The following is a 26,471-nucleotide window of genomic DNA, read 5'->3' as shown; positions in this document are numbered from 1 at the left end:
CTGCCGCGTCGGCTGCGCCTCCTCGCAGTGACGGGGGATCGCGGACGACGCGATGGTGGTACTTGAGGGAACCTCGGCCCCTGTGTTCCAGTCTTCCGGGACACCCCCCTTTAGCCGATACAAGGACGCACCATGAGCGACAATCCCACCGCAGGCTTTCGCTTGAACCACACCATGCTGCGCGTGAAGGATCCGCAGAAGGCGCTGGACTTCTACCAGCGGGTGTTCGGCATGCAGCTGGTCAAGACGCTGGACTTCCCGGAGTTCGAGTTCACGCTCTACTTCCTGGCGCAAATCGGCGAGGACGAGCCGCACCCGCCCAAGGATGGCGGGGAGGCCACCCGCTGGATGTTCAGCCAGCGCGGCATCCTGGAGCTGACCTACAACTACGGCACCGAAAAGGACGCCGACTTCCACTACCACGACGGCAACGAGGAGCCGCAGGGCTTCGGCCACATCTGCTTCTCGGTACCCGACCTGGACGCGGCCGTGCACTGGTTCGACGAGAACGATGTCGAGTTCGTGAAGCGCCCGGACGAAGGCGGGCTGAAGGACATCGCCTTCGTGAAGGACGTGGACGGCTACTGGATCGAGATCCTGGAGCCGGCGCGACTGACCGGGCTGGGGAAGTAGCAGACCCCAAGCCCTCGTAATGCCCGCGTTTGTTCGCGGGCAAGAGTTTTATTGCATATGCGCAGACGTATTTCGTTTCGCAATTCGTGTATGATGCGCGCTGAGTAGATTCATCCGATTTTCGCCGGGCCTTGTTCCGGCCCGCCCGAGTACCCCCTGAAATGTCCGAATCCCCCTCCTTCGCCGAACTCGGCCTTTCCGAGTCGTTGGCCCGTGCCCTGTTGCAACTGGGCTTTACCACCCCGACCCCGGTCCAGGCCGCGTGTATCCCGGCCCTGCTGGCCGGCGACGACGTGCTGGGCGAGGCCCAGACCGGCACCGGCAAGACCGGCGCCTTCGGCCTGCCGCTGATCGACTCGATCGATCCCGCGCAGCGTCGCGTGCAGGCGCTGATCCTGGCGCCGACCCGCGAGCTGGCCGGCCAGGTCGCCACCGCCCTGGAGGGCTTCGCGGCCAGTATCGACGGGCTCGAGATCCTGCCGGTCTACGGCGGCCAGCCCATGGGCGTGCAGATCCGCGCCCTGCGCGATGGTGCGCAGGTCGTGGTCGGAACGCCCGGCCGCGTGGTCGACCACATCAAGCGCGGCACGCTGACACTGGATGCGCTGCGCATGGTGGTGCTGGACGAGGCGGACGAGATGCTGCGCATGGGCTTTGTCGAGGAGATCGAATGGATCCTCGAACAGACCCCGGCCGAACGCCAGACCACGCTGTTCTCCGCGACCATGCCGGCGCCGATTCGCCGCATCGCGCACCGCCACATGCGCGAGCCGCAGGAGATCCGCATTGGCGCGGGCAACGAGGCCGGCACCGACATCGATCAGAGCTACTGCCTGGTGGACCAGCGCCACAAGACCGAGGCCCTGGGCCGGATGATCGAGGTGGAGCCGGAACTGGACGCGGCGATCGTATTCGCCCGTACCAAGGCCGCCACCGCCGAGATCGCCGAGGCCCTGAACGCACAGGGCGTGCAGTCCTCCCCGCTCAATGGCGACATGGAACAGGGCGAACGCGAGCGCGTGGTCGCCGACCTGCGCGATGGTCATCTGGACGTGATCGTGGCCACCGACGTGGCCGCCCGCGGCATCGACGTCCCGCGCATCACCCATGTCTTCAACTACGACGCCCCGGGCGATGCCGAGGTGTACGTGCACCGCATCGGCCGTACCGGCCGCGCCGGGCGCAAGGGCCGCGCGATCCTGTTCCTGGAGCCGCGCAAGCGGCGCATGCTACGCGATATCGAGCGCCTGACCGGCAAGCCCGTGCGCGAGCAGAAGGTCCCGGATCGCGCCGCCGTGATCGCCCGCCGCGAGGAGCGCCTGGCCGAGCGTCTGCAGGCCGAGCTGGCCGGCGAAGCGTCGCCGCAGCTCGACGCCCTGCTGGACCGGCTGCTGGCCAACGGCCAGATGGGCGAACGCGATCTCGCCCGCGCCCTGCTCGCCCTGGCGACCCAGGGCACGCCGCTGGATGGCACGCCCAACGCGCACGATCCCGTGACGGCGGCCGCCAGCCGCCCCGAACGCGACAGTCATCGTGCGGATCGCAACCGTGACCGCGCCCCCCGCCCCAGCCGCGGCAAGGACCGCGGGCCGGAAGCGGACATGGTGCGCTACTACATGCCGGTCGGGCGTAACCACGGCATCGCCCCCGGCGCCATTGTCGGGGCGCTGGCCAACGAGGGTGGCCTGAACGGCCGCGACATCGGCCGGATCGGCCTGCAGGACGACCACAGCCATGTGGACCTGCCGGCCGCGCTGGACGAGGCCGCGGTGCGCCGCCTGGGCAATATCCATATCGCCAACCGTCGCCTGGAAATGGCGCGCTCTGTCCCGACTCGCGACTCGCGTGCGACCGAGCGCCACGCCCCGGCTGCGCGCAAGCCCCACGGCCCGGGCAAGCCGGCCGCCAAGCGGCGTGGCCCGGCTCCGGCCAACGGCAAGCGCCCGGCCTATGCGGCCGCCGGAAAGCCGCGCAAGGCGCCGGGCCGCAAGGCCAACGCCAGCCGCGGTGACGGCACCCTGTCGGTCAAGCGCCGCTCCGCCTGATCAAGGCCAGGACCCGCGCGCCGGTCATTGACGGCCGGCGCGCGGTTACCTCAACCCAATAAAGCATCCACGATGTCGGCCAGGCGATCCGCCAGGCCGGCACCGCGGTGTTGTGCCCGCTGTTCGTCGCCGTCCTGATACTTGCCGGTGCGCACCAGACAGGCGGTCAGACCCGCGGCGCGTGCGCCGTCCACATCCCCCGACACATCGTCGCCCACCATCAGCACCTGCTCCGGTGGCAGATCCAGATCCGCAATCGCCGCATGGAACAGCCGGGCATCCGGCTTGCCGAAGTTCTCGGCCTTCAGATCGGCGGCGTACTCCAGCGCACGCACGAACGGGCCGATATCCAGCGACAGGCCATCCGCCTCGCGAAAATAGCGGTTGGTCCCCATCACCCACAGCGGTGCTCCCTCCATCAACACGCGAAACGCGCGGTTGAGCACGGCGTAGTCGAACGCGGCGCCCATGTCGCCCAGTACGACCACATCCGGCTCGCCCGTGGGCACGCCCTCGAACTCGGGTTCCAGCGCCGGGTGTACCAGGAGCAGCGGGGTGCGGGACTCGGACGCGAGCCGCTCGCGGATCGCGGAGGGGGCCGTCGTCAACTGCGCGGACTCGAACGCGAAGCCAAGGCCGGCCAGCTTGTCGATGATGGCCGCGCGTGGCTCGCGTGTCGTGTTGGTGATCAGACGGACCGGGAGCCCGGCGGCCTGTGCCCGCTGCACGGCCTCGATGGCGCCCGGGAGGGCCTCGCCGCCCACGTACAGCACACCGGAGAGGTCCAGCAACAGCGCGCGAACCTGCTCCATTCCCTCCGGCATAGAGTTAAGCATGAGTATCCCCCTTGCCGCGGCACTTCACGCGGTATCCGGCCGGAACCCATGGGTCCCGACTCGGGGCACGGGTGCGCCCTTTACCCGATTCAACGCCGAATCAGGCGATGAAGCAACTCGAACTTGCCATTGGTGTGTTCGGTCCGCCCGGCGTCGTTGCGCCACTCCCAGCGACTGTCCGGGAACAACGCCCGCATGTCCGCCATCTCGCAGTGAAACGGCGGCCCGCCCTCGCGCCCGGTCTGCATGAAGCACGCGAACAGCTCGCCGTCCGGACGCAGCCAGGCATGCAGCTGCTGCTCGTAGGCGGGCCACTGCTCGGGCGGGATCGCGCACAGGGAGGTCTGCTCGTAGACGCCATCCACCGGCGTCTCCGGCTGCCATGCCAGCATGTCGGCCTGGACGACCTCCGCCTCCAGCCCCTCCCGCTCCAGCTGTTCGCGCAGATGCCGCACTGGCGTGGGCGCCACATCCAGACCGATCGGGTAATATCCGTGGCGGGCCAGGGCCGGGACCTCGTGTCCGAAACCGCAGCCCGGCACCACGACCCGTGCGCCTTTCGCCAGATCGGTGATCGCCAGCCACGCTTCCAGCGACGGGCTGGGGCCACCGCGATCCCAGCGCGTGGATCCCTCCTGATAGCGGGACTCCCAGTCGGCCTCCGCATCCAGGGCGGCGTTAACGGCCGACGACTCTTCGTAATTTTGCATCTCTCTCCTTCCCTGCGGACGATGGAACCAGTAATGCACGGACCCTACCAAACTGGAAACGACTCAATGGAGGCCGCAATGGACCGCAACGACCTGCCCTACCGCATCCACCGCCAGGAACTCGGGCCGATGGAGAACTTCGTCTACCTGATCGAGGACATGGCGAGCCGCCGCGCGGCGGTGGTGGACCCGGCCTGGGAGCCGGACGCGATCCTCAACCAGGCGCGCGAGCAGGACGTGACCATCTCCGACATCCTGCTGACCCACAGCCACCACGACCACATCAACGGCGTCGAGGCGATCCTGGAGCAGTACCCCAATGCCCGACTGCATATCCTCAAGCCCGAGGCCGAGTTCTGGGGCAAGGAGCTGGAGCGCCCTGAACTCCACCACGGCGGCGACACGATGAAGCTGGGCGATACCGAAATCCGCTTCCTGCACACGCCCGGCCACACCCCCGGCTCCGCCTGCTTCCACATGCCGGCCGGCGACGACCTGATTACCGGTGACACGCTGTTTGTGTTTGGCTGCGGCCGCTGCGACCTGTCCGGGGGCGACCCCGAGCAGATGTTCCATACGCTGAACGGGCTGCGCGAGGGGCTCCCGGCGCATACCTGCATCCACCCGGGCCACAACTATGCGGAGAAGGCCGAATCCACCCTGGCGGAACAGGACGAGGGCAACCCGTTTCTGCACTTCCACGACCAGGACGAATTCGTCCACTACCGCATGCACGAACACGACCGGGTGCGCTCCACGCCCTACCATCCCATCCCGCGCGGCTGAGGCAAATCACTCATGGCGCTTGCATCCCTCGGGACCAATCGCGATAATGCGCGCCTTCAGTCGATGCGCCCGTAGCTCAGCTGGATAGAGTACCTGGCTACGAACCAGGTGGTCGGAGGTTCGAATCCTTCCGGGCGCGCCATATTCCAGAGAAAGGGATCAGTGACTTACAGTCGCTGGTCCTTTTTTCGTTTTGGGGCAGGTCGCGTCCCGTGACACTCTCGTGCCACTTCTGTGACAAACCCGTAATACGCAGTTTGGCTACTCGTGCCCTACGAGTACCTAGCTTCGTGACTCATTCCGTACCTTGTGGCTCGTAAGAAGCCCTCCGAGCGCATCCCAGCGGCCTGTCCTCAGGAGCGGTGCGACGCATCTCCTTCGTCAACAAACTCAACCAGTTCTTCGATGCGGCATCTGAAGTACTTGCACAGGCGGTCCAGTGTATCCGTACCGACGTTATAGCCTTTGTTGTTGGCGATCTTCGAAAGCGTAACGCGGTGGACCCCTGCCTCCTCAGCAATTTCCTTGAAGGTCACCACCCGTCCCTCTTGATACTCCTTCTCCGCTACGAGCTCTTTCAGCTTGATGCGTATAGCCATGACGCCCGAGCACTCCATTTGTAGTTGACACGCTACATCGATTGTGTACGATCGACATTGTGTGAAGCGCACACGCTACACACGAAACGAATGGACTTCATCGATAAGAGGGACGATACATGAGCTACACGTACCTGACCACAGAAGGTCTCGCCGAACGGATCCACTACGACACGCGCACGATCCGTGAACGCCTCAAGGACAGCGTCCTCATTGAGGGAATTCACTACTTCCGGCCATTCGGCGGTCGCAAGATCCTTTTCATCTGGGAAACGATCGAACGCGACATGATGGATACGGACGGCGGGGTGCCCGCCATCCCCATGGCCAGCGGGGGAGCGTGTCATGGCTAGAGTGCGAGCCAGAAAAGACACCGGGAAGCTCTACTTCGACTTCTTCTACAAGCACGTCCGGTGCCGCGAGTGCACAACACTAGATGACACCGCAGCCAACCGGCGAAACATGGAGAAAGTCGCGAAGAAGATCGAAGCCGAGATCACTCTTGGCACCTTCGAGTACAGCCGGTACTTCCCGAACAGTAGCCGAGCAGCCAAGTTCGCTACGGAGGCAGCAGCACCCACTGCCACCGACGTAATCGACCAACCAGGGAGCACTCCACTGTTCCGTGATTTCGCCGAACAGTGGCTGCAAGAAAACGAGGTCGCCTGGCGCTTCAAGACGCTGGAGACCAACCGCGGCTCCCTGCGACGGCACCTGTTGCCCTACTTCGGTGATCAAAGGGTCAGCGACATCAGCAAAGCGGACATCCTTGCCTTCCGGTCCGAGCTCGCCAAAGTTCCAGGCCGGAAAGGCAACGCGACCCTGTCCCCAAAGACCATCAATCACACCCTCGGGGTGCTCTCGATGGTCCTGGCCGAAGCCGCTGACCGCTTCCAGTTTACGTTCCCGATGAGCAATCTAAAACGGCTCAAGCAACCTCGGAAGGAGATCATGCCATTCACGTGGGAGGAAACGCAGCAGATCATCAATACGGTCCGAGACGACTACCGCGACTACTTCATCGTGCGACTTTTCACCGGACTGAGAACCGGGGAAGTGCACGGCTTGAAGTGGAAGTACGTGGACTTCGAGAAGGGCCAGATTCTGATTCGCGAGACTTACAACCAGGGACGCACGGAATACACCAAGAACGACGGCTCACAGCGTGAGGTGGCCATGTCTTCCGTGGTCGCTGATGCCCTGCAGCGACAGTTCCGAGCCACTGGCAAACAGGAATACGTCTTCGTCACGAAGGCCGGCCGGCCACTGGACACGAAAAACGTCACTCAGCGCGTCTGGTACCCCTTACTACGCCATCTCGGGCTTGAGCCTCGCCAGCCCTACCAGTGCCGGCATACCGCCGCCACGCTTTGGTTGGCGTCTGGAGAGAACCCGGAGTGGATCGCCAGGCAACTGGGCCATACCACGACCGAGATGTTGTTCCGCGTGTATTCGCGCTACGTCCCAAACCTGACACGCCAGGATGGTTCCGCCATGGATCGTCTCCTGCGTTCTCTTCAAGGCAACGCCGAAGAGCACACGGAGGTGCGCAATGAAGGCTAACGACGTTCAAGAACTGCAGCGACTGGTCGGGATGGATGACATCACACGCCATGAGCCTGTCATCTTCGCCGCACGGGTCGAGATCCAGTGCGAAGGCCGCGCGCCTAGCGGAGAACCCTACTACCGACTTCGGATCTACGATTCGACCGGTTATTTCACGGCCTTCGCGAGGATTCGAGACTGGGAGGGCCATCCCTTGGGAGGAGGTCAATTTCGATCCCTGGCCCTCCACACCATCGAAACAGAGCGCGGACATCGGCACGTTGTGGCTTATCCAGAGGTCGGGTCGGCACTGCCCGACAAGGGGCCACTGGATCTTCTCCCTGTCCACCACGCACCCGAGTCCGGCAGCCTGCAGCGCCTGGTCAATGTGGTCGAGAACCTTTCTATCGAGTCCTACCGAGAATTTGTCCGTGAGGCACTCTCGGATCAGGAATTCGCTATCCAGTACCTCACGCTCCCGGCATCCAAGCGATGCCACCATGCCAAGACGGGCGGGCTGATCGCCCACAGCCTCGAGCTGGCCGAAGCGGTAAATGCGGTGGGTCGGGCCATGGCATTGCCGACGCTTCAGACGGAAGCCGGCATACTCCTGGCCCTGATGCATGACATTGGCAAGATCGTCCTTGCTTCGGAAGTCGCCGAACGGGTACCCACTCGCTCTCATGAAGAGCTCATCGAATATGCTCTTCAGGAACCGCTGCTTTCCTCAAAGCAAATGGACGCAGACGCCTATCACACGCTGTGGGCACTCATCGTCGCCTACCGCAACGGCGACAGCTATTCAGCACCAATGGCAACGGTTGTGCGAGGCCTGGATGGCTGCAGCGCACAAACGGATGCGACCGTGCATGGCTCATCTCAGGCGCGGGTCCATCGGTATTGGCAATCTCCCTGCGGCGGTCGCAAAGTCTGGGTTCCGCCCCTCTTCAACCACGACACCCGTCGCCGCGCCGAATCACGTTAACAACTGGACCCCAGATACCCCTACTCCATCCATGCGGGGATCTGGGGCCTCTCCTGGCCTCCATCGACTTGGTTGGCCAATCCACCGCTAAGCCGCTACCAGGTCTTCGCGGACTGCACGGCGCAGCCAATGTGGGCAACGGCATCGGAAACCGCGCCGGTTCAACCTGCTCGCATGCAATACGGGAAGGTCACCCCAACATAACGACCCATTAATAAACATTTCGGCGTCTCGACGCGGATCCCGGGGAGCCTAGGGAGCCGCAGAAAAAGCCAGTGATTCCGCGGCGCAGGGTTGTGCTACCCATGGATCGATCGCGCCAGTGACTAATCCATGGAGCATGCCGCGGACATGCGCCTCGGCGCAGCGCCCTGAAACGTGCGATTCACTTTTTCGAAGTAAGCCGGTACTCGTGTTTTGCCTTCTCGCCCCCGGGCGCAATAAGCAAGAATTGCCCTGATCGTTTTTCTTTTCGGAGGGGGTCATACGCGCACGGCCTAGTATTGGCTGTTGTGACAAGATCAGACTTCTTCCTCACAATCTTTCGGGTAGAACAAGGCTGTGACAAAAATTCGATCCGTCAAGCGCCGCGGCCGCCAAGGCGGTTCAACTCCTCGTGTACGAACTCCTTGAACACACGCACACGGGCCGGTGCATGACGGCCCGCAACGGTGATGGCGTAAAGCTGGGCACTGGCCACCGTCCAGTCCGGTAGCACCGCCTGTAGCCGATTGTCTTCCAGTGCGGGAGTGGCCACCAGGCCGGGCATTGGCCCGATGCCGCCGCCGGCGAGCACCACGCGAGAAGCGCTGGCCAGCTCGCTGGTCTGGACGGCGGGCCTGAGCGCGACGCGCTCGACCCGGCCGCGCCGGGTCAGCGTCATGGCAGCCGTACTCATCAGGTCCCGGGCGACGACCAGATCATGGGACGACAGATCCCCGGGCACTTGGGGTTCGCCACGCTCGCCGAGATACGCCGGGGTGGCATACAGGCGCACGTCCAGGTTCACCAGTGGAATCGCGCGATACTCCATGTCCGGGAGATCGCTGCTCGCTCGCAGGGCGATATCGATCCGGTGCGAGGTGAGATCCAGGGCGCTGCTGGTCAGGAGCAGCTCCACCGTGATCTGCGGGTATTGCCTGCGGAAGCCGGTGATGATTGGCGGCAGGAGATCCACACCCAGGTCCGCCGGCGCGGTCACCCGCAGATGACCCTGTGGCAGTGAGCGTGCCTCGCTGGCCGCCTCCGCGGCATCGCCCAGTAGAGATAGGGCGTCCCGCGCCTTGGCGTGAAAGGCGAGCCCTTCCTCCGTGGCGCTCACCGCCCTGGGGCGGCGGGCCAACAATGTGGTGGAGAGCCGCCCCTCGAGGCGGGTAACGCGCCGGCTGATCGCGCCCTTGGTCTCGCCCAGCCTGCCGGCGGCGGCCGAGATGCTGCCGAGTTCCACGACGGTGCAAAACGCGCGGATGTCGTCGAGCGAGCCGCCAAGCTCCTGCGGATCTGCTACGCCCGCCCGCTTTTGCGTTTCCATTTTGTCAACCATAAGTTCCGAGTTTACAGACTTACAACTATTCGACAACCAAGGCAGGATGGTCCCCGTGGTCGCAACAGAAACGACCGGTTGAACGACAGGAGGCCCCCATGGCAACGACAACTTCCGCTCACTCACTGACCCGGACGCTACAGGACCCCGTGGCCTTGGACCGTTTGGAGCCGCTGGCTATTGAACGCAATTCTACGGCACTAGACGGCCAGGCTCAGGGGCAGGAGCGATACTCGAATTCGGCGCACGGGGGTTTTAAGGAGACCGGTGTGCCCCCTGAGTTGGGAACGACCGCCAGTGTTTTGTGCACCGCGCAGGAGGCCGAAATAGTCCGGGAAAACAACAGAGTGGATGAGATCGAACGGAGAAGGCGCGAGCTTGATGAGGAATTGGATCGACAGCTGCGCGACACCTTCCCCGCCAGCGATCCCCCGAGCATAGCGCGCACTCCCATCGCCGCGAGCAAACATTGTCGGAGAACGACAGAGCAGACCAGTTGATGGCCTTGCTGTGGCGTCGATCCGCTTCAACAGGCTGGCCAGACGCGGTAACAAGCCATGTTCACGTTGGTTGAAGCGAGTCACCACCTCACGGCAATAGCGGCGGAGGTAGTGCTTCGGTACGCCACAATGTGGATACAGTCAGTTTCTCGCCTAGCTCCAACATCTCCACCGCTAGTGTGACGGGCCCCTTGGGTGGGCCATTGCCTTGTGAATCAGATGTGCTCGCCCTACAGGGCCGCGAAGCATAGGCGTATTCCACTCGTCAGTGCAGTACACGGCCCCCAGAGGTATTGGACAAGGCCATCATTCTCAGCCCGTCCGGGCGGTGGCAGGCCCGAGCCCGACCTCTTGGTTGCCATAACGTCGACCATTAGTTCCAGTTTTGCACACTTACGACAAAATGACAACTAAGCCAGGATGGCTCCCGTGGTCGCAACGGAAACGACCGGTTCAACAACAGGAGACATTCCCATGGCAACGACAACTTCCAATCCATCACTTTTCCGGGCGCTGCAGGGGCCCGCGGCCCTGGACAGCCTGGCGCCGCTGGCCTGGCCGCTGGTGCGTATCACCGCCGGGCTGCTGCTCATCCCCCACGGCGCCCAGAAGCTGTTTGGCTGGTTCGGAGGCCACGGCCTCACGGGAACGGCTGAATACTTCGGCGGCACCCTGGGCTTTGAGCCGGGGCTGCTGTTTGCGCTGGCGGCCGGGATTATCGAGGTCTTCGGCGGGCTATTGCTGGCCCTTGGGCTGCTCACTCGGCCGGTGGCGCTGGTGGTCGCGGCATTCCTGGCGGTGACGATAACCGTGCACTGGTCCAGCGGGTTCTTCTGGACCGAGGGCGGCTTCGAGTTTCCCCTGATGTGGACCTTGGTGGCGCTGGCGATCTTCTTCCGCGGCGGCGGCCGGTGGTCGCTGGATGCGGCGCTGCGGCGGTAAATCCCGGGCCCGTGTGGCAACCGCGATCAGCCGGCGCCCACATCCAACGGTAATCAGTAGCCGAAAGTTTCACTGCAATAGAGCATTCAATTTGAAGAGGAACATGGACATGAGCATCAACGACAAAGTCGCTTTGATAACGGGCGCGGGACAGGGTATCGGCCGGGCAATCGCGCTGCGCCTGGCCAACGACGGTGCGGATATCGCCATCGTGGATATGAATGAGGAAAAGATGCAGGCCGTTGCGGAAGTGGCGCGGGCGCTTGGTCGTAACGCCACGACCTTCAAGGCGGATGTGTCAAAGCGCGACGAGGTTTACGCGGCAGTCGATCACGCCGAAAAGGCGCTCGGCGGCTTCGATGTGATCGTCAACAATGCCGGGATCGCAAGCATCCAGGCAATCGCTGATCTTACGCCCGAGGAAGCCGAGAAAGTCTTCAAGGTGAACGTCGAGGGTGTCTTGTGGGGCATTCAGGCTGCCGCCGCGAAGTTCAAGCAGCGTGGCCGGAAGGGCAAGATCATCAGCGCTTCGTCGATCGCCGGTCACGAAGGCTTTCCGCTACTGGGCGCCTATTCGGCAACGAAATTTGCCGTGCGTGCCCTGACGCAGGCCGCGGCCAAAGAGTTTGCCGGAGATGGTATCACCGTGAACGCATACTGCCCCGGCGTGGTGGGCACCGACATGTGGGTCGAGATTGACCGCCGCATGGCCGAAATCACGGGCGCGAAGATCGGTGAGAACTACGACAAGTTTGTCGGCGGCATTGCATTGGGCCGTGCGCAGACGCCTGAAGACGTGGCCGCCTTCGTCGCTTACCTCGCTGGGCCCGATTCTGACTACATGACCGGCCAGGCTCCCATCATCGACGGGGGCCTTGTCTACCGGTGAGCATGATCGTGCGCTCTTGAGCAGGGAGTTGGAAAAAGGCTATGCAGCACCCTGGGATGCGAGACCGCTCGTCATGATTTTTAACGAAATCAGTGAAGGAGAGAACAATGCCCAAGATTGCCATTGTAATTGGAAGCACCCGCCCGGGCCGCGCCGGCGAGTCCGTCGCGCACTGGGTCTACGATATCGCCACCCGGCGGACCGACGCGGAGTTCGCGCTCGTGGACATCGCGGATTTCAACTTGCCGATGCTCGATGAGCCGGTGCCGCCGTCGATGGGGCAGTACTCGCAGCCCCATACCAAGGCATGGGCGGACACGGTTGCGTCCTTCGACGGTTATGTCTTTGTGACGCCGGAGTACAACCATGGCCCTCCGGGCGCCCTCAAGAACGCGCTCGATTTCGTGTTTGGCGAGTGGAACAACAAGGCGGCGGGCTTCGTCGGATACGGCGCCGCGGGTGGCGTGCGGGCGGTGGAGCAACTGCGATTGGTGGCCAGCGCGCTGCACGTGGCGCACGTGCGGAATCAGGTCGAGTTATCGCTCTTCACCGATTTCGAGGATATGACTGTGTGCAAGCCGCATCCCAGGAACGAGGAATCGCTTAATGGGATGCTGGACCAGCTAGTGCCATGGAGCGTGGCCATGAAAGCGCTCCGGGAAGGCACGAAGGAGCAACGATGGGAACGCACAGCGTGAATTCACCGGATTTCGGTCCCATTGAGGCCGGGACGCGGATCGGCCACGTGCATCTTAAAGTGGCCGACCTGCAACGCGCGCTGGATTTCTACTGCGGCGTCCTCGGCTTCGAACTGACCCAGCGCTATGGCTCCCAGGCGGCCTTCATGGCAGCGGGCGACTATCACCACCATATTGCGCTGAATACATGGGAGAGCGCGGGAGGCTCCCCGCCACCGGCCGGGACGACCGGGCTTTATCACCTCGCCATCCTCTATCCGACGCGTGCGGCTCTTGCCAATGCCTTGCGGCGCGTGCGGGCCGCCGGGATACCACTGGACGGGGCCAGCGACCATGGCGTCAGCGAAGCCTTGTACCTGCGCGATCCCGACCAGAACGGGGTGGAACTTTACTGGGACCGTCCCCGCGAAGCGTGGCCCCGGAACCAGGAGGGCGACCTGGCCATGGTCACCCGGCGGCTCGATGTGGAAGGCCTGCTTAGCGAACCGGGACTGTAATTGTCGAGCAGTTGCTGACCGCGGTGGACGGTCGACACTGGCGACCAGCGTCCCCGTTCGTATTTTCCTTTGCTTCGGCGTCGGCGATCGCGCCGCTTAGTCGTTTGGCGGAGTACACCGACTCCCGCGGAGGACAGAATCACGATTGTCGAGGGGTCTGACTCCCATGACTCTCTGTCAGTTGCGGATTTCGGGAGGTCCGGAACGAAGGTCGCCCGGGCGTGATCAGGCGAGGAAGGCAATGGATTTTACGAGGGCTTGGCCGTGAGCGCCGGGCTGGAGGCCCAGCCGGTCGGTAAATAGCTGCGTCAACTCCGCCATCAACGTCTGCCCGTCGTCCTGTCGGCAGACGGCAACGACGCACCAAGAAGGAGGGCGCCCTCTTCTTCCGATTCGATCCACGACCTGACCGAACCGGACGATGGGAGCGGCGAGAACGGTTTGCCTCACGCGGTCCACGGGTGAGCCGCATGGACGCGCCGCATTACACCGCCGTCGAGAGCTCGTGCCGCGGTCACGGCCAATTCGCCTCTATGGATTCGCACTGGGCGATGCCGCGCACTGACAGGGTCACGCGCCAGCGTTGTACCCTTAACAAGGGGTCGCCCGGAACCGTGCACACCGCGAGCAATGTATAGATGTGCTGCCGCTCGATATTATGCACCTGAACCCCGTCCTGCATCCCTTCATCGATCGTCTCGGAAAACAACTGGTTCTGCCCACCTTCGATCAGTTTGCACAGGGGTTCCAGGTCCAGCCCCAGCACCTCCTGGACATGTCCCTGCCCCAGCGCCTCCGGCTCCAGAATCAATCGTGTCCTGTAGAGGACCGTCTGCATATCTTCACCGAGCTGCCCCCTCCCCGCGTTGCGCTTGACATTGCTTGGGAGGCGCGCCGGAGGCAAGTAATCGAACCAGGTGAGTTGAGTACCCATCCCCTCGCCGGTAAGAGGTTTCAGAATTCGCGTCTTGGCGAGAGGTTTTCCCTTGCGAATCCATCCCGTGATCCGGTTGACCATTTCGTCATGAAGATAATCCCGTAGCGCGTGGACCAGAGCGATCATGATCAGTAGCGTGATGGTCAGCCTGTGTACGGCCCTTATCGTGTGGAATATGAGTACGGTGAAAAGGGTCATGATCACCATCGTATAGAGCGCCTTCACAGCCCTGTACGTGGCACGCCACAAGTCGGTGGTTCGGGTCTTTGCGACAACCGAGTATTGCAGCAACTTGTGGTACATCGCCATCCGGTTCCACACTTGCGTCGGCGAACCTCGGAAATCCGCCAAATACCCCTGCCGCGCTCTGTATTGGCGCTCCGCATCTAGATAGGCCCGGATCCGTTCGCGGTAGGGTTGACCGACATCGCCAACCTGCACCTTGCTCGCGCACTCCAGGAAGAACTGTTCCGCGTACCACGAGAAATAGATGTCCATTCTTCTGAAGTATGACAGCTGCGCCTTGCTCTCAGGGGGAGACTGTCGCAGTCTGCGCGCAAGGTTTTCGCTGAGCTTCAGTGCGCGCCTCACAATCTCCTCGGGATTGTCGCTGTTCTCGAATCGCTGACGAAGTTGATCCATGGACGCCTGGTAACGCGACAGCCAGGTGCCACATAGCATTTCGTAATACGGCGACAGCAGAGAAATTGATGCATCCTCTAGGCTCGCCTTGTCCTCGGCAGGCAGGCCTAGCAGTCGAAAACCGTGATGCCAGCGCTCCGGCAACGCTCTCGTCCCACCGAGGGCGCGTTCGAGAGACCCTTGGTCATGAGGCGTCAACAGGTAAAGCGTAACCTCATGCTCGCCCACCTTCTTCAGGGCTCGCTCAAGCTGGATGCCAAACTTTCCCTTACGTCTCAACGTGAACAACGAACAAGCCCTCGCGACGCCGGTGTGCCCCACGGTAGCGCAGCACCTACCCTTGAGCCATCCGTACAGCCCCCTAATCGGGGACTCGGATGTACGGCATGTCGTAGCGGCGCCCCGTTAACCGGGCCTCCACCGGTTCCGCAGCCCGCTTGCCCGCAAGGCCTCTTCCCAGCGGCGACGGCAATCTGGCAGTTGCGGCGCGAAGACCGTTGCCATCCGACTCTACGGAATCGGCCCGTGCCTCGCCGCCACTATCCAAGAATGGAAGGTTCACCCCACGACCCTTTGCCAACCCATCCTGCCCGGATGCTCCGGCGCCTCCTTCCTACAACGGATCAGGATCCATGACAGATCGAACAACCCTTCCCGCGAACGAGGACGCGCACAGACCTGTGTCTGTCACGGTCATCTTCCGGAAGTTCCTTGCATTTCCAAGTCGACATAGCCTAGCTCGCACACAACATGATCACTCCGACGGAGGCGTCGGCTTCCGCAGATCCGAAATGGCCATCATGCCGGACGCATGAACGCGTCCGGTTCACGTCGGGCAAATGGCGTCTTCGAGGACAGAATGAGAAAAGGACTTGCAAGGCATGTGTTACGCGTACCGGCCCAAGAAGGTTCGCGGGCGATGCGCAGGCGCCGAGTCGATTAACAGGCCATTACATCCAACCAGTCCAAGGTCCGCGAAACAAGAAGGTCACCACCTGTGCCTGCTCATCGGCCGCATACGACCCGGTCCAGATACGTAATCTGGCGGAGGCTGCCATATCAAAAACCCCACACCATGGCTATGCCGTTTGCACACCTAGATCAGCATGACCTGCCGCGTGCCCGTCCTTGGTCGGCCACTCGCCCCCGATCGGGATTCGCGGCGTCTGCATCTGCGTTGACCGAACAGGGAGGAGCGGTCTGCGCTGCCAGACCTATAAGGTTGAACACTCGCCTGCCCCCGGTACGTTCTGGCAGCCGTCGTTTCGAACTGAACCATCCCGTTCCAAATCCAACCGGCGTGAAACGTGGATGCCATGCACACTGCATCCGCAGGCAGGCAGCTATCAATTGCTTTAGAGCCGTTTGACGGTATTTGTAACGCCACTCCAATGACTTGGCCCCGCTCTTGCTTTGGCTCTATCGGGATAGCCAGATGGTGAACGTGACCTCCAGTCTCATTCTGCACCTGGCGTCCCTTGAGTTGCCTGCACTCGCTTTGTTGCGGGCACGCGAGAACGCCTTAGGAGGATTACGATGATTCGAAACCAATTGAAGTCGTGTGTCACCGCCACCACCCTCTCCGCCGCGCTCCTCATGGCTGGATCCGCAATCGCTCATCCGCCCCACGGTCATGGCAGTGGATGGGAGGTCCCGGAGTCGGAAATCCAGCGTGAAAACCCGATTCCACCCAACGAACATTCGATCGTTCGCGGTCAGTCGCTGTACACGGAACACTGCTTGCGTTGCCACGGCGCAAAACTCCTCGGCGATGGGCCCGACGGCACAGAACTTGATCCTCCCCCCGCGAATCTGATCGAACACGCGCCGCACCATACCGACGGTGACTTCGCATACCGCATCCGGAATGGACGTGGTCCAATGCCTGCCTTCTCAGAGGTCTTAGACGAGCAGGACATCTGGCACTTGGTGAACTTCTTGAAGGACGAGGCTCGCAACGCTTCCCTCGCCGGCTCGGGCGGTCATCCAAACCGTCACAACGAAGACTCGGCTCCGCATGGCGGCCCGCACTAGGTCACCATGTGCCACGCCCGCCGAGGCCGCGCCACGCCTACTCCATCAGCGTGAAGCTGGGTCACGCCCAATATTGTACTGGCGCATCTTGCGCCAGAGCGTGGTGCGGCCGATTCCGAGGGACTTGGCCGCAGCGGTGAGATTCCAGCGGCAGCGCTCGATGCTTTCCTCAATAATCTGACGCTCATGCCCTGCGAGACTGCCATCCGTCGGCACCGCCTTCTCGCGAACCACTGCTGTTTCCTCACCCTGCTCTAACGGTGTGCGAACAGACCGTTGTGGCTGTTGGAGCGCCTCGGGAAGATCAGCGACCGCAATTAGGTGCCCCCGACAGACCGCTGCTGCCCACTCCAAGGCGTTTTCCAATTCGCGCACATTACCTGGATACTCCGCATTGCACAGCACCGACATAGCCTCGTCGGTTACCGCAACACCGTGTGAACCATCCCCGGCAAGACGGGCCAGGATGCCTCGTGCCAGCACAGGAATATCCTCCCTTCGTTCACGCAAGGGCGGTACCTGTAGCCGGGCGACATTCAGCCGGTAAAACAGATCTTCCCGGAACACGTCACGTGCGACCTCTTCTTCGAGATCCGCGTTCGTCGCCGCAATCACGCGCACATCCACCGCCTGAGGAGTGTTGCTGCCCACACGGCGAATCTCACGATCCTGCAATGCACCGAGAAGCTTTGCCTGCATATTTGCCGGCAACGTTCCGATTTCATCAAGAAACAGCGTGCCGTTATGAGCCTCTTCGAACAGCCCCCTTCGCGCCTGAGTTGCTCCGGTGAACGCGCCTTTCGCATGCCCGAACAGCTCGCTTTCCAGCAGCGGCTCAGGCAAGGCCGCACAGTTGACGGACACGAACGGCCCTGCGGATAGCTGGCTGTGATGGTGGATGGCCCGCGCAATGCAACTCTTACCGGTTCCCGTCTCCCCAGTAATCAAAACCGTCAGGTTTGTAGGCGCCACCTTTCGAATCCGTTCCAGTACCTCACACATCGCGGGGCTCTCTGCCACCAGCGCGCCCAGCCCAGACTTACAGGTCTCCTCGTTGCCCGGTTCATGCGCCTCGCTAAGCGATCGGCCCTCGAGTATTTTGCGCACCTTCCAAAGGATCTCTTCGTTCCTCGCCGGCTTGGTGATGTAGTCCGTGGCACCAAGTTTCATCGCCTCGACCGCCGTGTCGATACTGCCGAACGCAGTCATCACGAGAACCTCCGCCCCTGGAGATCGCCGTTTAACCTCTCGCACCACGTCCAACCCGGACATGCCATCCATGCGCAGATCAGTAAGCACCAAGTCGACGGGGCGCTCCTCGAATCGATCCATTGCCTGCTCCCCACTCTCCGCGACGCTCACCTTAAAGCCCTCTTTGGAGAGCAAGAACTCCAGCGTCCGGCGAACGCCCCGCTCATCGTCCACGATCAGCACGCTACCCGTCATAGCTAACCTCCTTCGGCATTGCAGGGGAACGGGGCAGCGGCAGACAGAACGCTACCCGTGTCCCATTGCCGGGCTCACTCTCCAAGTCTACTGTACCGCCCCAGTTCGAAACGATCCGGTGCACGATCACCAGCCCCAACCCCACGCCATCCGGCTTGGTGGTCTCGAATGGCTCGAATACCCGGTTGCGCATCTCGTGCGGGATCCCCGGACCCGAGTCTAAAATCTCGAACCACACCTGCTCCGCTTCCAGCCTCACCCGCAACAACACTGCGCCCTTGCCCTGGGTCGCGGCCGCAGCATTGTCTAGTAGATTGGCCAGGACTTGCTGGATCTCGGCCGCTTCGCCGGTCAAATCTGGCAGGTCCTCCGGGAGCTCTTTTTCTACGACCAGATCGGGAAAGCGAACCGACGCCATCCTCACGATCTGGTCAATCAACGGGCCCAGTTCGAAACACTGCTCGCGGGCCCGCGCCGGGCGGGCGAAATCGAGCGTGTCGGACACTAGATGATTAAGGCGGTTCACTTCGGACTCCATCAATTCAAGCAATTCTCGCCGCTCGGAACCGTCCAGCTGCTCCGATTGCAGCAGCCCCACCGCGCTAGTGACGGTACCCAGGGGATTCCGAATCTCGTGCGAAAGCGAGGCCGCCATTTCACCCAGCGACGCAAGCCGCTCTGATTCCACCAGACTTTGCTGTGCGTTATCGAGCGCGACGAACGCCTGTTTCAGGTCCTTTATTAGTACTGCGGTTTCGATTGCCAATCCTGCCTGCTGCGCGAACAGCATCGTCCGCTCGACAAAGTCACGCTCCCCCCCATTCATCGACACCGGAAGCATCATGTATCCCAGCATGTGTCCGCGTACGTTGAAGGGAGCAATCAATATCGGCGCGTTGTTATCCAGTTCCTCCTCAATGCCATCGAGACCCAGATCTTCGAGGCTACCGGGTGTGAGGCACACGGGAGCGCCACTACCTGCGACTGCTTCGTGGGCACGACGACCGACCCGCAATGCACGCTCGAAGCGCCGCAGATCGTTCGGCCCTTCATGCCGCGCCACGCACCCATGGAGACACTCCGTATCGTCGTCGATGAGGCACACTAATGCAGGGGAACAGTTCAGTAGTTTGACTGCCCCACAACAGACCACATCAACCACCGCATCCAGATCCCGCGCAGCGATCATCGACATCATCGTTTCACCAAGCCCGGTTCGAAACTCTGCGGAGCACTGGCTTTCACGAAAGAGGCGCCCATGATGAATGGCAAACCCGGCCTGCCCTGCTAGCGCCCGTGCAAGCGCCAGCTCGTCCCTCCCCAACGGTGACCCCGCGTCAAGGAGGAGGCCAATACACCCGATCACTTGCCCATCGGCGATGAGCGGTATGTACAGCGCCTCGTTGATCTCTCCCTCATCGACCGCTGCCTGAATGGCGGTTTCCGGAAAGTGTTCGGGTCCGTCTTCCTGCAAAGCCAGATGGAACGAACGTCGCTCACGCACGCAAGTCATTAACATCGGATGGCTCGTTACCGAACAAGTGGCGCCACGAAACCTCGGTCGCTCATCGCGTGCATATTCAGCAACGACAGTCGCCCGACTCTCGTCTTCCGATAACAGATACGCCAGGGCGTACCGCGCTTCTAGCACTTCCGACTCATGCTGAAGCAAGCTGTCGAGGATCCGGTCGAGGTCGATGCTGGAGGTCACCGCGCGCAGCGTCTCGTACATCCCCTTCAGGTGACGATGGCGCTTAGCCAGCTCCTCATGCAGCCTTGCCCGCTCCATTGCGACTGCGGCCTGGTTAGCAAATACCTGAAGCCGCACCGAGTCTTCTTCCGTGGGGGTGTAGTCCGAATCGTAATCAACCTGAATGCTGCCAAGAACGCGCTCTCGGCCCACCAGTGGCTGTACCAGCCTCCGGCTCTGGTCAGTGAAGTTTGGCTCCGCACGCTGCGCATCATGCCCCAAGGATTGGCCCGGCATGCCACGCTCAGCGACGGGCAGGATCTCGACGTCGGCCACGCCCGGCAAACGCCGGGCCGCCCTTAAGATCGAGTGCAGCACGCTCTCGGTATCGAGAGACTGACTGATGTCTTGCAAAATAGCGGCGTGCGCCGCGAGCATCTGGTTGTCGTTCTGGATTCTGCGATTGCTGTCCTCAATCGACTGCATCGCACCGAGCAGGCGCTGATGGTAGATCTCCAACTGCCGAAAGCCCTTCACGAATTCAATCGCAAGCATCACGATCAGCACTGCCACTACGCCAACGCGCACTCCGTGCCAGATCCACCAGTTCACATCCCAAAGCATGGAGTAGGGAAACATGAACTCGCTTTGGGCAAGGAGCAGCGACACAACCGAGAACACAAGGAACAAAGTCTCGCGTGACCGCAAGAACTCAGCAAGAAAGGCGCCCCCCACGAGCACAAACAACACCCCGGCCGCGAGATTCATGGCCACTGCCGCCTGAGAAAATCCCCCGTTGACCAGCATCACGTGGAGGTACTCAGCGAACTGTATCGACAGGAACGCCACCAGCACCGTGCCTATGACCACCGCGGCAAGTGGAGTCGCCGACGCGGGACGGAACCACTCGATTCGCCCGACCAACAGGGACAATCCCAAGAGCAGTGCCCCGGACAGCGCCGACAAAGAGTGAAACCATACGAAGAGAACCGACCCCGGGGAGGCAACAGCGTGGGCCAGAGCGAGTATGCCCATCGTCACAAACGCATAGGCCATGAACGCAAGCCGTGCATTACTGTACCGACGGCCTTCCTGAAACAAGATGAAGGCAACGACCAGTGACAAGAACCCGTAGAAGAGTTCAAGCACGAAGTGTGCCCCGGCGTTGTGGTGCAGGTCCGCTGAAACGGGCGCCACCAGATGCTGCATAATCATGGCGAGCGGAGGCACAAGCACGACCAGCGAAGCAATGCCAAGCTGACCCGCCGGCATACCGCGTTCTGGACCGCCCAAGGGCGTACGTGCCTTGTCAATCAGTCCGTTCCCGGACTTGAATGTCGTTTGGCCCTGATTCAACCGACCCTCCTGCTAACCACCCGCTCACCGCGCCTATCCCAGGCGAAGCGAATACCGGTTAGCACTGGCAACGGCTTTGGCGCGGACGGTACTCAGCTTGTGCCCTCGGCAGACACACGCACGGGCCGCCGTATCCGCTGAAATTGATCCGTGGCGTCGTCGTGATAGCGTAGTTCCAGTGTACCCCACCCCGTGGGACCGTCGACTCTAAAGCCGAACCGTTCCCGAACCGACTCTCCTGGCTCGATCGCGAGCTCATTCCGCGATACTGCACGCAGCCATGCACGGTCGAACCCCAACTCCTCAAGTGTAGCCCGCAAGTTCGTGTGCTCCGGTGAGGCTCCTGAATCCTCCACGACCGGGCTGACGTGGCGGATAAACGAACCATACCCGCTTGGGTCTCGTCCCTCTGGGATGAGCCGGACGCCATTAAGAAGGACATGCACCGCCCGAGTACCGTGGTTTTCTAAAGTCACAGTGACGAAGAGCAAGCCATCGCCTTCGCCCTCCCCTTCGCCTAGAAATACTTCCCGGGCCGTCTCCACCTGCACGTCAAGCGGGTCGCCACCCTGCCCGCAGCCGGCCAGACTAGCCCCGGCCATCACCATCACCGTCGCCGCGAACCTCCGAATCACGTCCGACACCGTTAGTGAGGGGGCATCGAGATAAACAATGGCGCACCGCTGCCACCGAAACGGTGCTTGCGCGCCAGCGCTTCAACATCCGCATCCCTCGGACGCAGATGGACGTAGTACCAGTCGGTGCGTTCCACGATATCGTCTTCGGGCTCAGCCTCGGGGCTCAGGTACATCGTGTTGTCAAAGCGGATGTGCATATAGCCCTCAAGCATCTCGTAGTATTCGTCATAGTCATCCGCCTCCAGCAACACATCCAGGTGGATACGGTCGGACAGATTCACGACCGAGCCAGGCACGCGAGAATTGCCATCCTCGGCTGCCTCAACTGGCACTTCCACCCAGCGCGGACCCACCTGCAGATACCCTCGGACCGACGGCACCATGAAATACATGTCGTTCTCTGGGTAGAGGTTCTCCATCCAGATCGTTACGCGGTAGCGCCCGTCAGGCTCCAACGTGATCTCGTCCAGGTCGGCACGCAGATGGCGCCAGGCCATGCGCTGAAGCTCCTCCATGCGCTGCTCGCGGGCCTCAATCAGGCTACTTTGGTAAGCGCCGAGCCCCCAGTCCAGCATGGTGAAAGAACCGGCAACGATCGCAAACCAGAACAGCACCTTGCCCAGAACGCGTTTCCAGCCATATCGGCGTTTGCCCACCCGGTTACGTGGCTGGCCCTTCCTCTCGATTGGGGACTCGGACGCAGCGTTCATCACGCAGCCTCCTGGAGTGGACGCCCATCGTCGATGCGGATGCATCGCCGGGTGCGCTCACCAATCTCTTGGTCGTGCGTGACAAGTACGATGGTATTCCCCATCGTGTTCAGCTCCTCGAATAGGTACACGATCTCCATTCTCGATTTTCGGTCCAGGTTGCCAGTAGGCTCGTCCGCCAGGATCAGGTCGGGCTCTTTCATCAGCGTCCGCGCGATGCTGACCCTTTGCGCTTCGCCGCCACTCAGTTCGTGCACCATGTGCTTCGCCCGTTTCTCCAACCCCACTCGTTCGAGACATTGGAGTGCGGCCGTACGAGCATCCGCTCTGCCCGCACTAAACGCTCGCGGCAACATCACGTTCTCGATCGCGTTGAGTGATGGCATAAGTCGAGCATCCTGAAACACGTATGAAACGCGCCGTCGACGAACCTCCAGCAGCTGGCGCTCGGACAATTGGTCAATGCGCTGATCAGCGAGCCAAACTTCACCGCTGGTTGGGCGGTCGATGCCACCCATCAGGTTCAGCAACGTCGACTTGCCTGAGCCGCTCGGCCCCATGATGGCGACATACTCGTTCCGACCAATATCAAGATCGACGTCATCGAGCGCGGCAACCTGCTCTTCGCCCGCTTTGTAGACCTTGGAGACACCTTTCAATTGCACGATAGGATCCACATCGACCTCCTTGGTTGGGCTGGCATCAGAGGGCCCGGAAAGCCTCGACAGGGCGTGCGTTGCAGGCACGAAATGCCGGATAGAGCGTCGCCAACAAGCTGGCCCCAAGGGCCGCCCCAACGGCTAGCGCCACGTGTTCCCACTCCCACCGGATCACAACATCGGGCATGACAATCGGCCCGAGCAGGTAGGCGATGCCCACTCCGATCAGATACCCGAGGAGTCCCCCGACAAGACCAATCAATGCAGCCTCGTACATGAATAAACGGGCCAGTTGCGCATGTGAGGCCCCAAGCACCTTCAGCAATCCGACTTCGCGGATACGAGCATGCAGCGATCCCATGATCATGTTGAAAACCGCCATGCAAGCGATCACGAATGCCATAATCACGAACCCCACAACGGTCGTGAAAACATTACTGAATATCGCTGCTTGGGCCGCTGCGATGTCTCGCTGCGAGGTAGCCCTCACGCCAACCACGCCCTGATTGATCGCAAGTTCCGCTTCACCGACGGGACAGTAGGCGCACATCGCGCGGACGCTAATCAGCGATACCTGCCCTTCCCGATTGAAGGCTCGCTGCACCGTCGGCAGCGTGGCGAAGGCCATGTAGTCATCTGGCGAGTTGGTCTCCTGCAAGATTCCAGCGACCCGATACGTCTCGCCGGCAATATCGACCTCGTCACCGACCTGAGTACGCGTCGCCGACGCAAGGATCTTGCCCAACATGATCTCGTCGTCCCTGCGAACAAGGTTCCCCGCATCGACTTCCCACCAGAATTTAGCGATATACTCTTTCCGGGGCTCGATCCCGGCGAACACGATGTCACGCCCTTTCAGCTCCGTCTCGGCATAGACACGAGGCGCGAAGGTCGCCGGATCCACCTGTTCTTGGTCGCCGATAAAGCCTTCGATCAAGATCAGGGCGTCGCGCGCACGCCATCCTTCGACAATGGCCTGCTCATAGACTTCCTGGAGATGCGGAATGGCGTCCTCCGGAATGTAATGCTCTCCGCCGATTCCAAAGCCCTGCAGGCTGGTCTCGTTCGTGGTCGCCGGAAGAATCGTGAGCTGATGCCCGTAGCGGTTGATGGTCTGGGTGAGATCCTGGTATCCACCACCGCCAACGGTGATGGTCGAGATCAGCAAAGCCACGGCAAGCGCAATACCGGAAGCGGTGTAGAGCGTCCGCATTTTTCGCCGGCCAACTTCCCGCAGTGCAATCTGGATAATGTTCATAGCAGCCTCCCATCTTTCATCTGCAGGACACGATCGGCACGGTCGGCAAGAGCGTTGTTGTGTGTCACCATCAACAATGCGGTGTTGTCCTCGTTTAGCGTCCGCAGCAACAGGTCCATCACTTCGGCCTCCGTCTGTTCGTCGAGATCGCCGGTCGGCTCGTCTGCGAACAGCAAGCTCGGCCGATTGATAAGCGAACGGGCGATCGCCACGCGGCGCTGCTGCCCACCCGACAGCTCGCTGGGGAAGCAATGGATCTTCTCCCCCAGCCCTACGGTTTCGAGTAGTCCCTCGGCCTGGGCATAGACGTCCTTGCTGACCCGTTCTCGCCCGAACATGCGAGGCAAGACCACGTTGTCGATAGCGGTCAGGGTTGGAATCAGGCTCGAGAACTGGAACACAAACCCAATCCGCTCGTTTCGTAGTAACGACCTAGGGACATCCCGTTGACTCCACACCGATTCATCCTCGAAGTACACAGCTCCAGACGTGGGCCGGGTAAGGCCGCCCAACATGCTCAGCAAGGTGGATTTCCCACTCCCCGAATGCCCAATGACCGCAACGAATTCACCCGGTGACAGATCGATCGAGACAGCATTTACCGCCTGGATACGCTGGTCTCCGATCACATAGGACTTCGACAGTTCTTCGCCACGTAACAGCATCATTCACCTGCCCGAATCGCGTCGTAAGGTTCAAGTCGTGCGCCCGATACCGCTGGATAGCTCGCACCTAGCGTTGCCACCAGCAGCGCCATGAGGATCGCCGCCATTCCCATCAAGGCAATGTTCTCAACCGGCGGCCAGAGAAACGGGATATTCAGCAGGTCGAGGTGGAAGCCGATCGTGCGGTTGAAGATGCGTAGCAGGATCAACCCCAGTGCGACCCCAGCCACTCCACCAGCAGCCCCGAGCATGGCCGATTCGGTGAGCACTAGATTGAAGACTCGGCTCTTACGTGCCCCAATTGCGCGAAGGAGGCCGAGCTCGCGCCGGCGTTCATTGATGATGGTGGAGAAGATCGCACTGATCATCAGAATGTTGCCCACGATCAGTACGCCCGTGAGCAACGCCGTGCCGGCAAACAGCGCGACCACGTTCTGACGCACGCCGGTCACCACGTTGCCAGCTGCAACAACCGAGATGCCCGAGTTCTGGGCTAGGGCAAAACGCACTCGCTCCGGGTCCGCTCCACTCTCGAGCCGGACCAACACCGCCGAGATGTCCCCTGGTCCGAAACCAAGCTCCACGTCGTCGTAGTCGCGCGATGCCTCCGCCAGTGCGTAGGCTTCGTCAAGGTCCAGGAAAATCGCGTTGTCGGACAGGCCAATGCCCGTGCGATCGAGTTTCCCGTACACAGTGAAGTATTGCCCGTAGTAGTAGACACTCTCGCCCAACTCGAAATCACTGCCGCCGCCGACGACCACGTCTCCGGGCTGCATCTCTCGATCTAGGCGATCACTCACCCACGGCATCACGGTGAAGTCGTTCTCGCGGTCGAAACCGACCAGGAACGCATCACCGACAATGCAGTGCTCCGCATCGGCCGTGGTCAGAAAAAGCTGCGATGCTACGGTGCTAACGCCCTGCAGTGCATTGACCTCGTCTGCGAGGTCGGCCTCCATATAGAAAGTCGACGGTTCACCGGTGAGCAAGGCCCGTTCCATACTGACCATAGTTCCCCTCGGTACCACCATCAGGTCGGCACCGAGCTTCGAAAACCCATGGTCCACACTGCGCTCAATGCCATGCATCAGAGTGGCGGTCGCAAACACCGCCGCCGTCGCGATTCCCACAGCAAGTACTAGCGCGGCCGTACGGAATGGCTTACGAAAGAGATTGTGTGCTGCCAGCGTAAAAAGGTTCATGCCGCCTCCCGAGCATCAATAGAGGG

Annotated in this window: 24 protein-coding genes and 1 tRNA gene; 12 read left to right on the top strand and 13 right to left on the bottom strand. The window is 61.6% G+C overall.

Going from position 1 to position 26,471, the window contains the following annotated elements; translation table 11 throughout:
- Positions 1-132 precede the first annotated feature (132 nt).
- Positions 133-633, top strand: a complete 501-nt coding sequence (gene gloA / locus C936_RS0114130; protein ID WP_018174057.1) for a lactoylglutathione lyase — start codon at positions 133-135, stop codon at positions 631-633.
- A 161-nt stretch (positions 634-794) separates the two neighbouring features.
- The gene (locus tag C936_RS0114125) at positions 795-2,678 is read left to right on the top strand and encodes a DEAD/DEAH box helicase (protein ID WP_018137722.1); all 1,884 of its coding nucleotides are present in this window, start codon (positions 795-797) and stop codon (positions 2,676-2,678) included.
- Between the two features lie 50 nt (positions 2,679-2,728).
- Here the strand turns inward: C936_RS0114125 and C936_RS0114120 are convergent, their stop codons facing one another.
- Both C936_RS0114120 and C936_RS0114115 read right to left on the bottom strand, forming a co-directional pair.
- Positions 2,729-3,490 carry a TIGR01458 family HAD-type hydrolase gene (locus C936_RS0114120; protein ID WP_018174058.1) on the bottom strand — a complete coding sequence of 254 codons (762 nt, stop codon included), beginning with the start codon at positions 3,488-3,490 and terminating at the stop codon, positions 2,729-2,731.
- 113 nt (positions 3,491-3,603) lie between these two features.
- A complete protein-coding gene (locus tag C936_RS0114115; protein ID WP_018174059.1) occupies positions 3,604-4,224 on the bottom strand; it encodes a methyltransferase domain-containing protein in 621 nt (206 codons plus the stop codon).
- A gap of 78 nt (positions 4,225-4,302) precedes the next feature.
- Here C936_RS0114115 and C936_RS0114110 point away from each other — a divergent pair, with 78 nt between their 5' ends.
- Together C936_RS0114110 and C936_RS0114105 are read left to right on the top strand one after the other, a co-directional pair.
- A complete protein-coding gene (locus C936_RS0114110) occupies positions 4,303-5,010 on the top strand; it encodes an MBL fold metallo-hydrolase (RefSeq protein ID WP_018174060.1) in 708 nt (235 codons plus the stop codon).
- A gap of 65 nt (positions 5,011-5,075) precedes the next feature.
- Positions 5,076-5,152: transfer RNA gene (locus C936_RS0114105), tRNA-Arg, on the top strand.
- Between the two features lie 211 nt (positions 5,153-5,363).
- Here C936_RS0114105 and C936_RS0114100 read toward each other — a convergent pair.
- On the bottom strand, positions 5,364-5,609 hold the full coding sequence (locus C936_RS0114100) for a helix-turn-helix transcriptional regulator (protein WP_018649427.1): 246 nt from the start codon (positions 5,607-5,609) through the stop codon (positions 5,364-5,366).
- 119 nt (positions 5,610-5,728) lie between these two features.
- Between C936_RS0114100 and C936_RS0114095 the strand changes: the two genes are divergently transcribed.
- Genes C936_RS0114095 through C936_RS0114085 form a run of 3 tightly spaced genes read left to right on the top strand, consistent with a single transcriptional unit; the run spans position 5,729 to position 8,139 of the window.
- On the top strand, positions 5,729-5,962 hold the full coding sequence (locus C936_RS0114095; RefSeq protein WP_018174062.1) for a hypothetical protein: 234 nt from the start codon (positions 5,729-5,731) through the stop codon (positions 5,960-5,962).
- Positions 5,955-7,172: a site-specific integrase gene (locus C936_RS0114090; protein WP_018649426.1), complete on the top strand. Its 1,218-nt coding sequence runs from the start codon at positions 5,955-5,957 to the stop codon at positions 7,170-7,172. Before C936_RS0114095 ends, C936_RS0114090 begins: the two co-directional genes overlap by 8 nt.
- Positions 7,162-8,139 (top strand): TraI domain-containing protein, encoded by a 978-nt coding sequence (locus C936_RS0114085; protein WP_018649425.1) that lies wholly within the window; start codon positions 7,162-7,164, stop codon positions 8,137-8,139. The genes C936_RS0114090 and C936_RS0114085 overlap by 11 nt, the downstream gene beginning before the upstream one ends.
- Positions 8,140-8,719: 580 nt before the next feature.
- On the opposite strand, the gene C936_RS0114080 is transcribed toward C936_RS0114085, so the two are convergent.
- Positions 8,720-9,670: a LysR family transcriptional regulator gene (locus C936_RS0114080; RefSeq protein WP_018862965.1), complete on the bottom strand. Its 951-nt coding sequence runs from the start codon at positions 9,668-9,670 to the stop codon at positions 8,720-8,722.
- Positions 9,671-10,656: 986 nt separating this feature from the next.
- Between C936_RS0114080 and C936_RS0114070 the strand changes: the two genes are divergently transcribed.
- The 4 genes from C936_RS0114070 (at position 10,657) to C936_RS0114055 (ending at position 13,208) form a co-directional block, all read left to right on the top strand.
- The gene (locus tag C936_RS0114070; RefSeq protein ID WP_018649422.1) at positions 10,657-11,124 is read left to right on the top strand and encodes a DoxX family protein; all 468 of its coding nucleotides are present in this window, start codon (positions 10,657-10,659) and stop codon (positions 11,122-11,124) included.
- Positions 11,125-11,233: 109 nt separating this feature from the next.
- Positions 11,234-12,013, top strand: a complete 780-nt coding sequence (locus C936_RS0114065) for an acetoin reductase (RefSeq protein ID WP_018649421.1) — start codon at positions 11,234-11,236, stop codon at positions 12,011-12,013.
- Positions 12,014-12,120: 107 nt separating this feature from the next.
- Entirely contained in the window at positions 12,121-12,711 is a 591-nt protein-coding gene (locus tag C936_RS0114060; protein ID WP_018649420.1) for an NADPH-dependent FMN reductase, read from the top strand.
- Complete coding sequence (locus C936_RS0114055) at positions 12,693-13,208, top strand: VOC family protein (protein WP_018649419.1); 516 nt, start codon at positions 12,693-12,695, stop codon at positions 13,206-13,208. The genes C936_RS0114060 and C936_RS0114055 overlap by 19 nt, the downstream gene beginning before the upstream one ends.
- Before the next feature lie 514 nt (positions 13,209-13,722).
- On the opposite strand, the gene C936_RS14400 is transcribed toward C936_RS0114055, so the two are convergent.
- Positions 13,723-15,108 carry a hypothetical protein gene (locus C936_RS14400; protein WP_018649417.1) on the bottom strand — a complete coding sequence of 462 codons (1,386 nt, stop codon included), beginning with the start codon at positions 15,106-15,108 and terminating at the stop codon, positions 13,723-13,725.
- Positions 15,109-16,323: 1,215 nt separating this feature from the next.
- On the opposite strand from C936_RS14400, the gene C936_RS14870 reads away from it, so the two are divergent.
- The gene (locus C936_RS14870) at positions 16,324-16,821 is read left to right on the top strand and encodes a cytochrome c (RefSeq protein WP_231362410.1); all 498 of its coding nucleotides are present in this window, start codon (positions 16,324-16,326) and stop codon (positions 16,819-16,821) included.
- 45 nt (positions 16,822-16,866) lie between these two features.
- Here C936_RS14870 and C936_RS0114035 read toward each other — a convergent pair whose 3' ends face one another.
- The 8 genes from C936_RS0114035 to C936_RS0114000 form a co-directional block, all read right to left on the bottom strand.
- Positions 16,867-18,267, bottom strand: a complete 1,401-nt coding sequence (locus tag C936_RS0114035) for a sigma-54 dependent transcriptional regulator (RefSeq protein ID WP_018649415.1) — start codon at positions 18,265-18,267, stop codon at positions 16,867-16,869.
- Positions 18,257-21,313, bottom strand: a complete 3,057-nt coding sequence (locus C936_RS0114030; RefSeq protein WP_231362411.1) for an ATP-binding protein — start codon at positions 21,311-21,313, stop codon at positions 18,257-18,259. The genes C936_RS0114035 and C936_RS0114030 overlap by 11 nt, the downstream gene beginning before the upstream one ends.
- 92 nt (positions 21,314-21,405) lie before the next feature.
- Positions 21,406-21,948 carry a hypothetical protein gene (locus C936_RS15235; protein WP_018649413.1) on the bottom strand — a complete coding sequence of 181 codons (543 nt, stop codon included), beginning with the start codon at positions 21,946-21,948 and terminating at the stop codon, positions 21,406-21,408.
- An 11-nt stretch (positions 21,949-21,959) separates the two neighbouring features.
- Positions 21,960-22,661 (bottom strand): hypothetical protein, encoded by a 702-nt coding sequence (locus tag C936_RS0114020; RefSeq protein WP_018649412.1) that lies wholly within the window; start codon positions 22,659-22,661, stop codon positions 21,960-21,962.
- Positions 22,661-23,338: an ABC transporter ATP-binding protein gene (locus tag C936_RS0114015; RefSeq protein ID WP_018649411.1), complete on the bottom strand. Its 678-nt coding sequence runs from the start codon at positions 23,336-23,338 to the stop codon at positions 22,661-22,663. The genes C936_RS0114020 and C936_RS0114015 overlap by 1 nt, the downstream gene beginning before the upstream one ends.
- Positions 23,339-23,363: 25 nt before the next feature.
- Positions 23,364-24,578 carry an FtsX-like permease family protein gene (locus tag C936_RS0114010; protein ID WP_018649410.1) on the bottom strand — a complete coding sequence of 405 codons (1,215 nt, stop codon included), beginning with the start codon at positions 24,576-24,578 and terminating at the stop codon, positions 23,364-23,366.
- On the bottom strand, positions 24,575-25,246 hold the full coding sequence (locus tag C936_RS0114005; protein WP_018649409.1) for an ABC transporter ATP-binding protein: 672 nt from the start codon (positions 25,244-25,246) through the stop codon (positions 24,575-24,577). Before C936_RS0114005 ends, C936_RS0114010 begins: the two co-directional genes overlap by 4 nt.
- Positions 25,243-26,445, bottom strand: coding sequence for an FtsX-like permease family protein (locus tag C936_RS0114000; protein ID WP_018649408.1), 1,203 nt, complete (start codon positions 26,443-26,445; stop codon positions 25,243-25,245). Before C936_RS0114000 ends, C936_RS0114005 begins: the two co-directional genes overlap by 4 nt.
- Positions 26,446-26,471: the final 26 nt, after the last annotated feature.

Source organism: Thioalkalivibrio sp. ALJ4 (assembly GCF_000377225.1).
Taxonomy (GTDB): domain Bacteria; phylum Pseudomonadota; class Gammaproteobacteria; order Ectothiorhodospirales; family Ectothiorhodospiraceae; genus Thioalkalivibrio.
This window is presented reverse-complemented; position numbering and strand designations above follow the sequence as displayed.

Coding starts and splice junctions, on each gene's coding strand:
- gloA (WP_018174057.1), top strand. CDS start 133: ATGAGCGACAATCCCACCGCAGGCTTTCGCTTGAACCACACCATGCTG.
- C936_RS0114125 (WP_018137722.1), top strand. CDS start 795: ATGTCCGAATCCCCCTCCTTCGCCGAACTCGGCCTTTCCGAGTCGTTG.
- C936_RS0114120 (WP_018174058.1), bottom strand. CDS start 3,490: ATGGAGCAGGTTCGCGCGCTGTTGCTGGACCTCTCCGGTGTGCTGTAC.
- C936_RS0114115 (WP_018174059.1), bottom strand. CDS start 4,224: ATGCAAAATTACGAAGAGTCGTCGGCCGTTAACGCCGCCCTGGATGCG.
- C936_RS0114110 (WP_018174060.1), top strand. CDS start 4,303: ATGGACCGCAACGACCTGCCCTACCGCATCCACCGCCAGGAACTCGGG.
- C936_RS0114100 (WP_018649427.1), bottom strand. CDS start 5,609: ATGGCTATACGCATCAAGCTGAAAGAGCTCGTAGCGGAGAAGGAGTAT.
- C936_RS0114095 (WP_018174062.1), top strand. CDS start 5,729: ATGAGCTACACGTACCTGACCACAGAAGGTCTCGCCGAACGGATCCAC.
- C936_RS0114090 (WP_018649426.1), top strand. CDS start 5,955: ATGGCTAGAGTGCGAGCCAGAAAAGACACCGGGAAGCTCTACTTCGAC.
- C936_RS0114085 (WP_018649425.1), top strand. CDS start 7,162: ATGAAGGCTAACGACGTTCAAGAACTGCAGCGACTGGTCGGGATGGAT.
- C936_RS0114080 (WP_018862965.1), bottom strand. CDS start 9,670: ATGGAAACGCAAAAGCGGGCGGGCGTAGCAGATCCGCAGGAGCTTGGC.
- C936_RS0114070 (WP_018649422.1), top strand. CDS start 10,657: ATGGCAACGACAACTTCCAATCCATCACTTTTCCGGGCGCTGCAGGGG.
- C936_RS0114065 (WP_018649421.1), top strand. CDS start 11,234: ATGAGCATCAACGACAAAGTCGCTTTGATAACGGGCGCGGGACAGGGT.
- C936_RS0114060 (WP_018649420.1), top strand. CDS start 12,121: ATGCCCAAGATTGCCATTGTAATTGGAAGCACCCGCCCGGGCCGCGCC.
- C936_RS0114055 (WP_018649419.1), top strand. CDS start 12,693: ATGGGAACGCACAGCGTGAATTCACCGGATTTCGGTCCCATTGAGGCC.
- C936_RS14870 (WP_231362410.1), top strand. CDS start 16,324: ATGATTCGAAACCAATTGAAGTCGTGTGTCACCGCCACCACCCTCTCC.
- C936_RS0114035 (WP_018649415.1), bottom strand. CDS start 18,267: ATGACGGGTAGCGTGCTGATCGTGGACGATGAGCGGGGCGTTCGCCGG.
- C936_RS0114020 (WP_018649412.1), bottom strand. CDS start 22,661: ATGAACGCTGCGTCCGAGTCCCCAATCGAGAGGAAGGGCCAGCCACGT.
- C936_RS0114010 (WP_018649410.1), bottom strand. CDS start 24,578: ATGAACATTATCCAGATTGCACTGCGGGAAGTTGGCCGGCGAAAAATG.
- C936_RS0114005 (WP_018649409.1), bottom strand. CDS start 25,246: ATGATGCTGTTACGTGGCGAAGAACTGTCGAAGTCCTATGTGATCGGA.
- C936_RS0114000 (WP_018649408.1), bottom strand. CDS start 26,445: ATGAACCTTTTTACGCTGGCAGCACACAATCTCTTTCGTAAGCCATTC.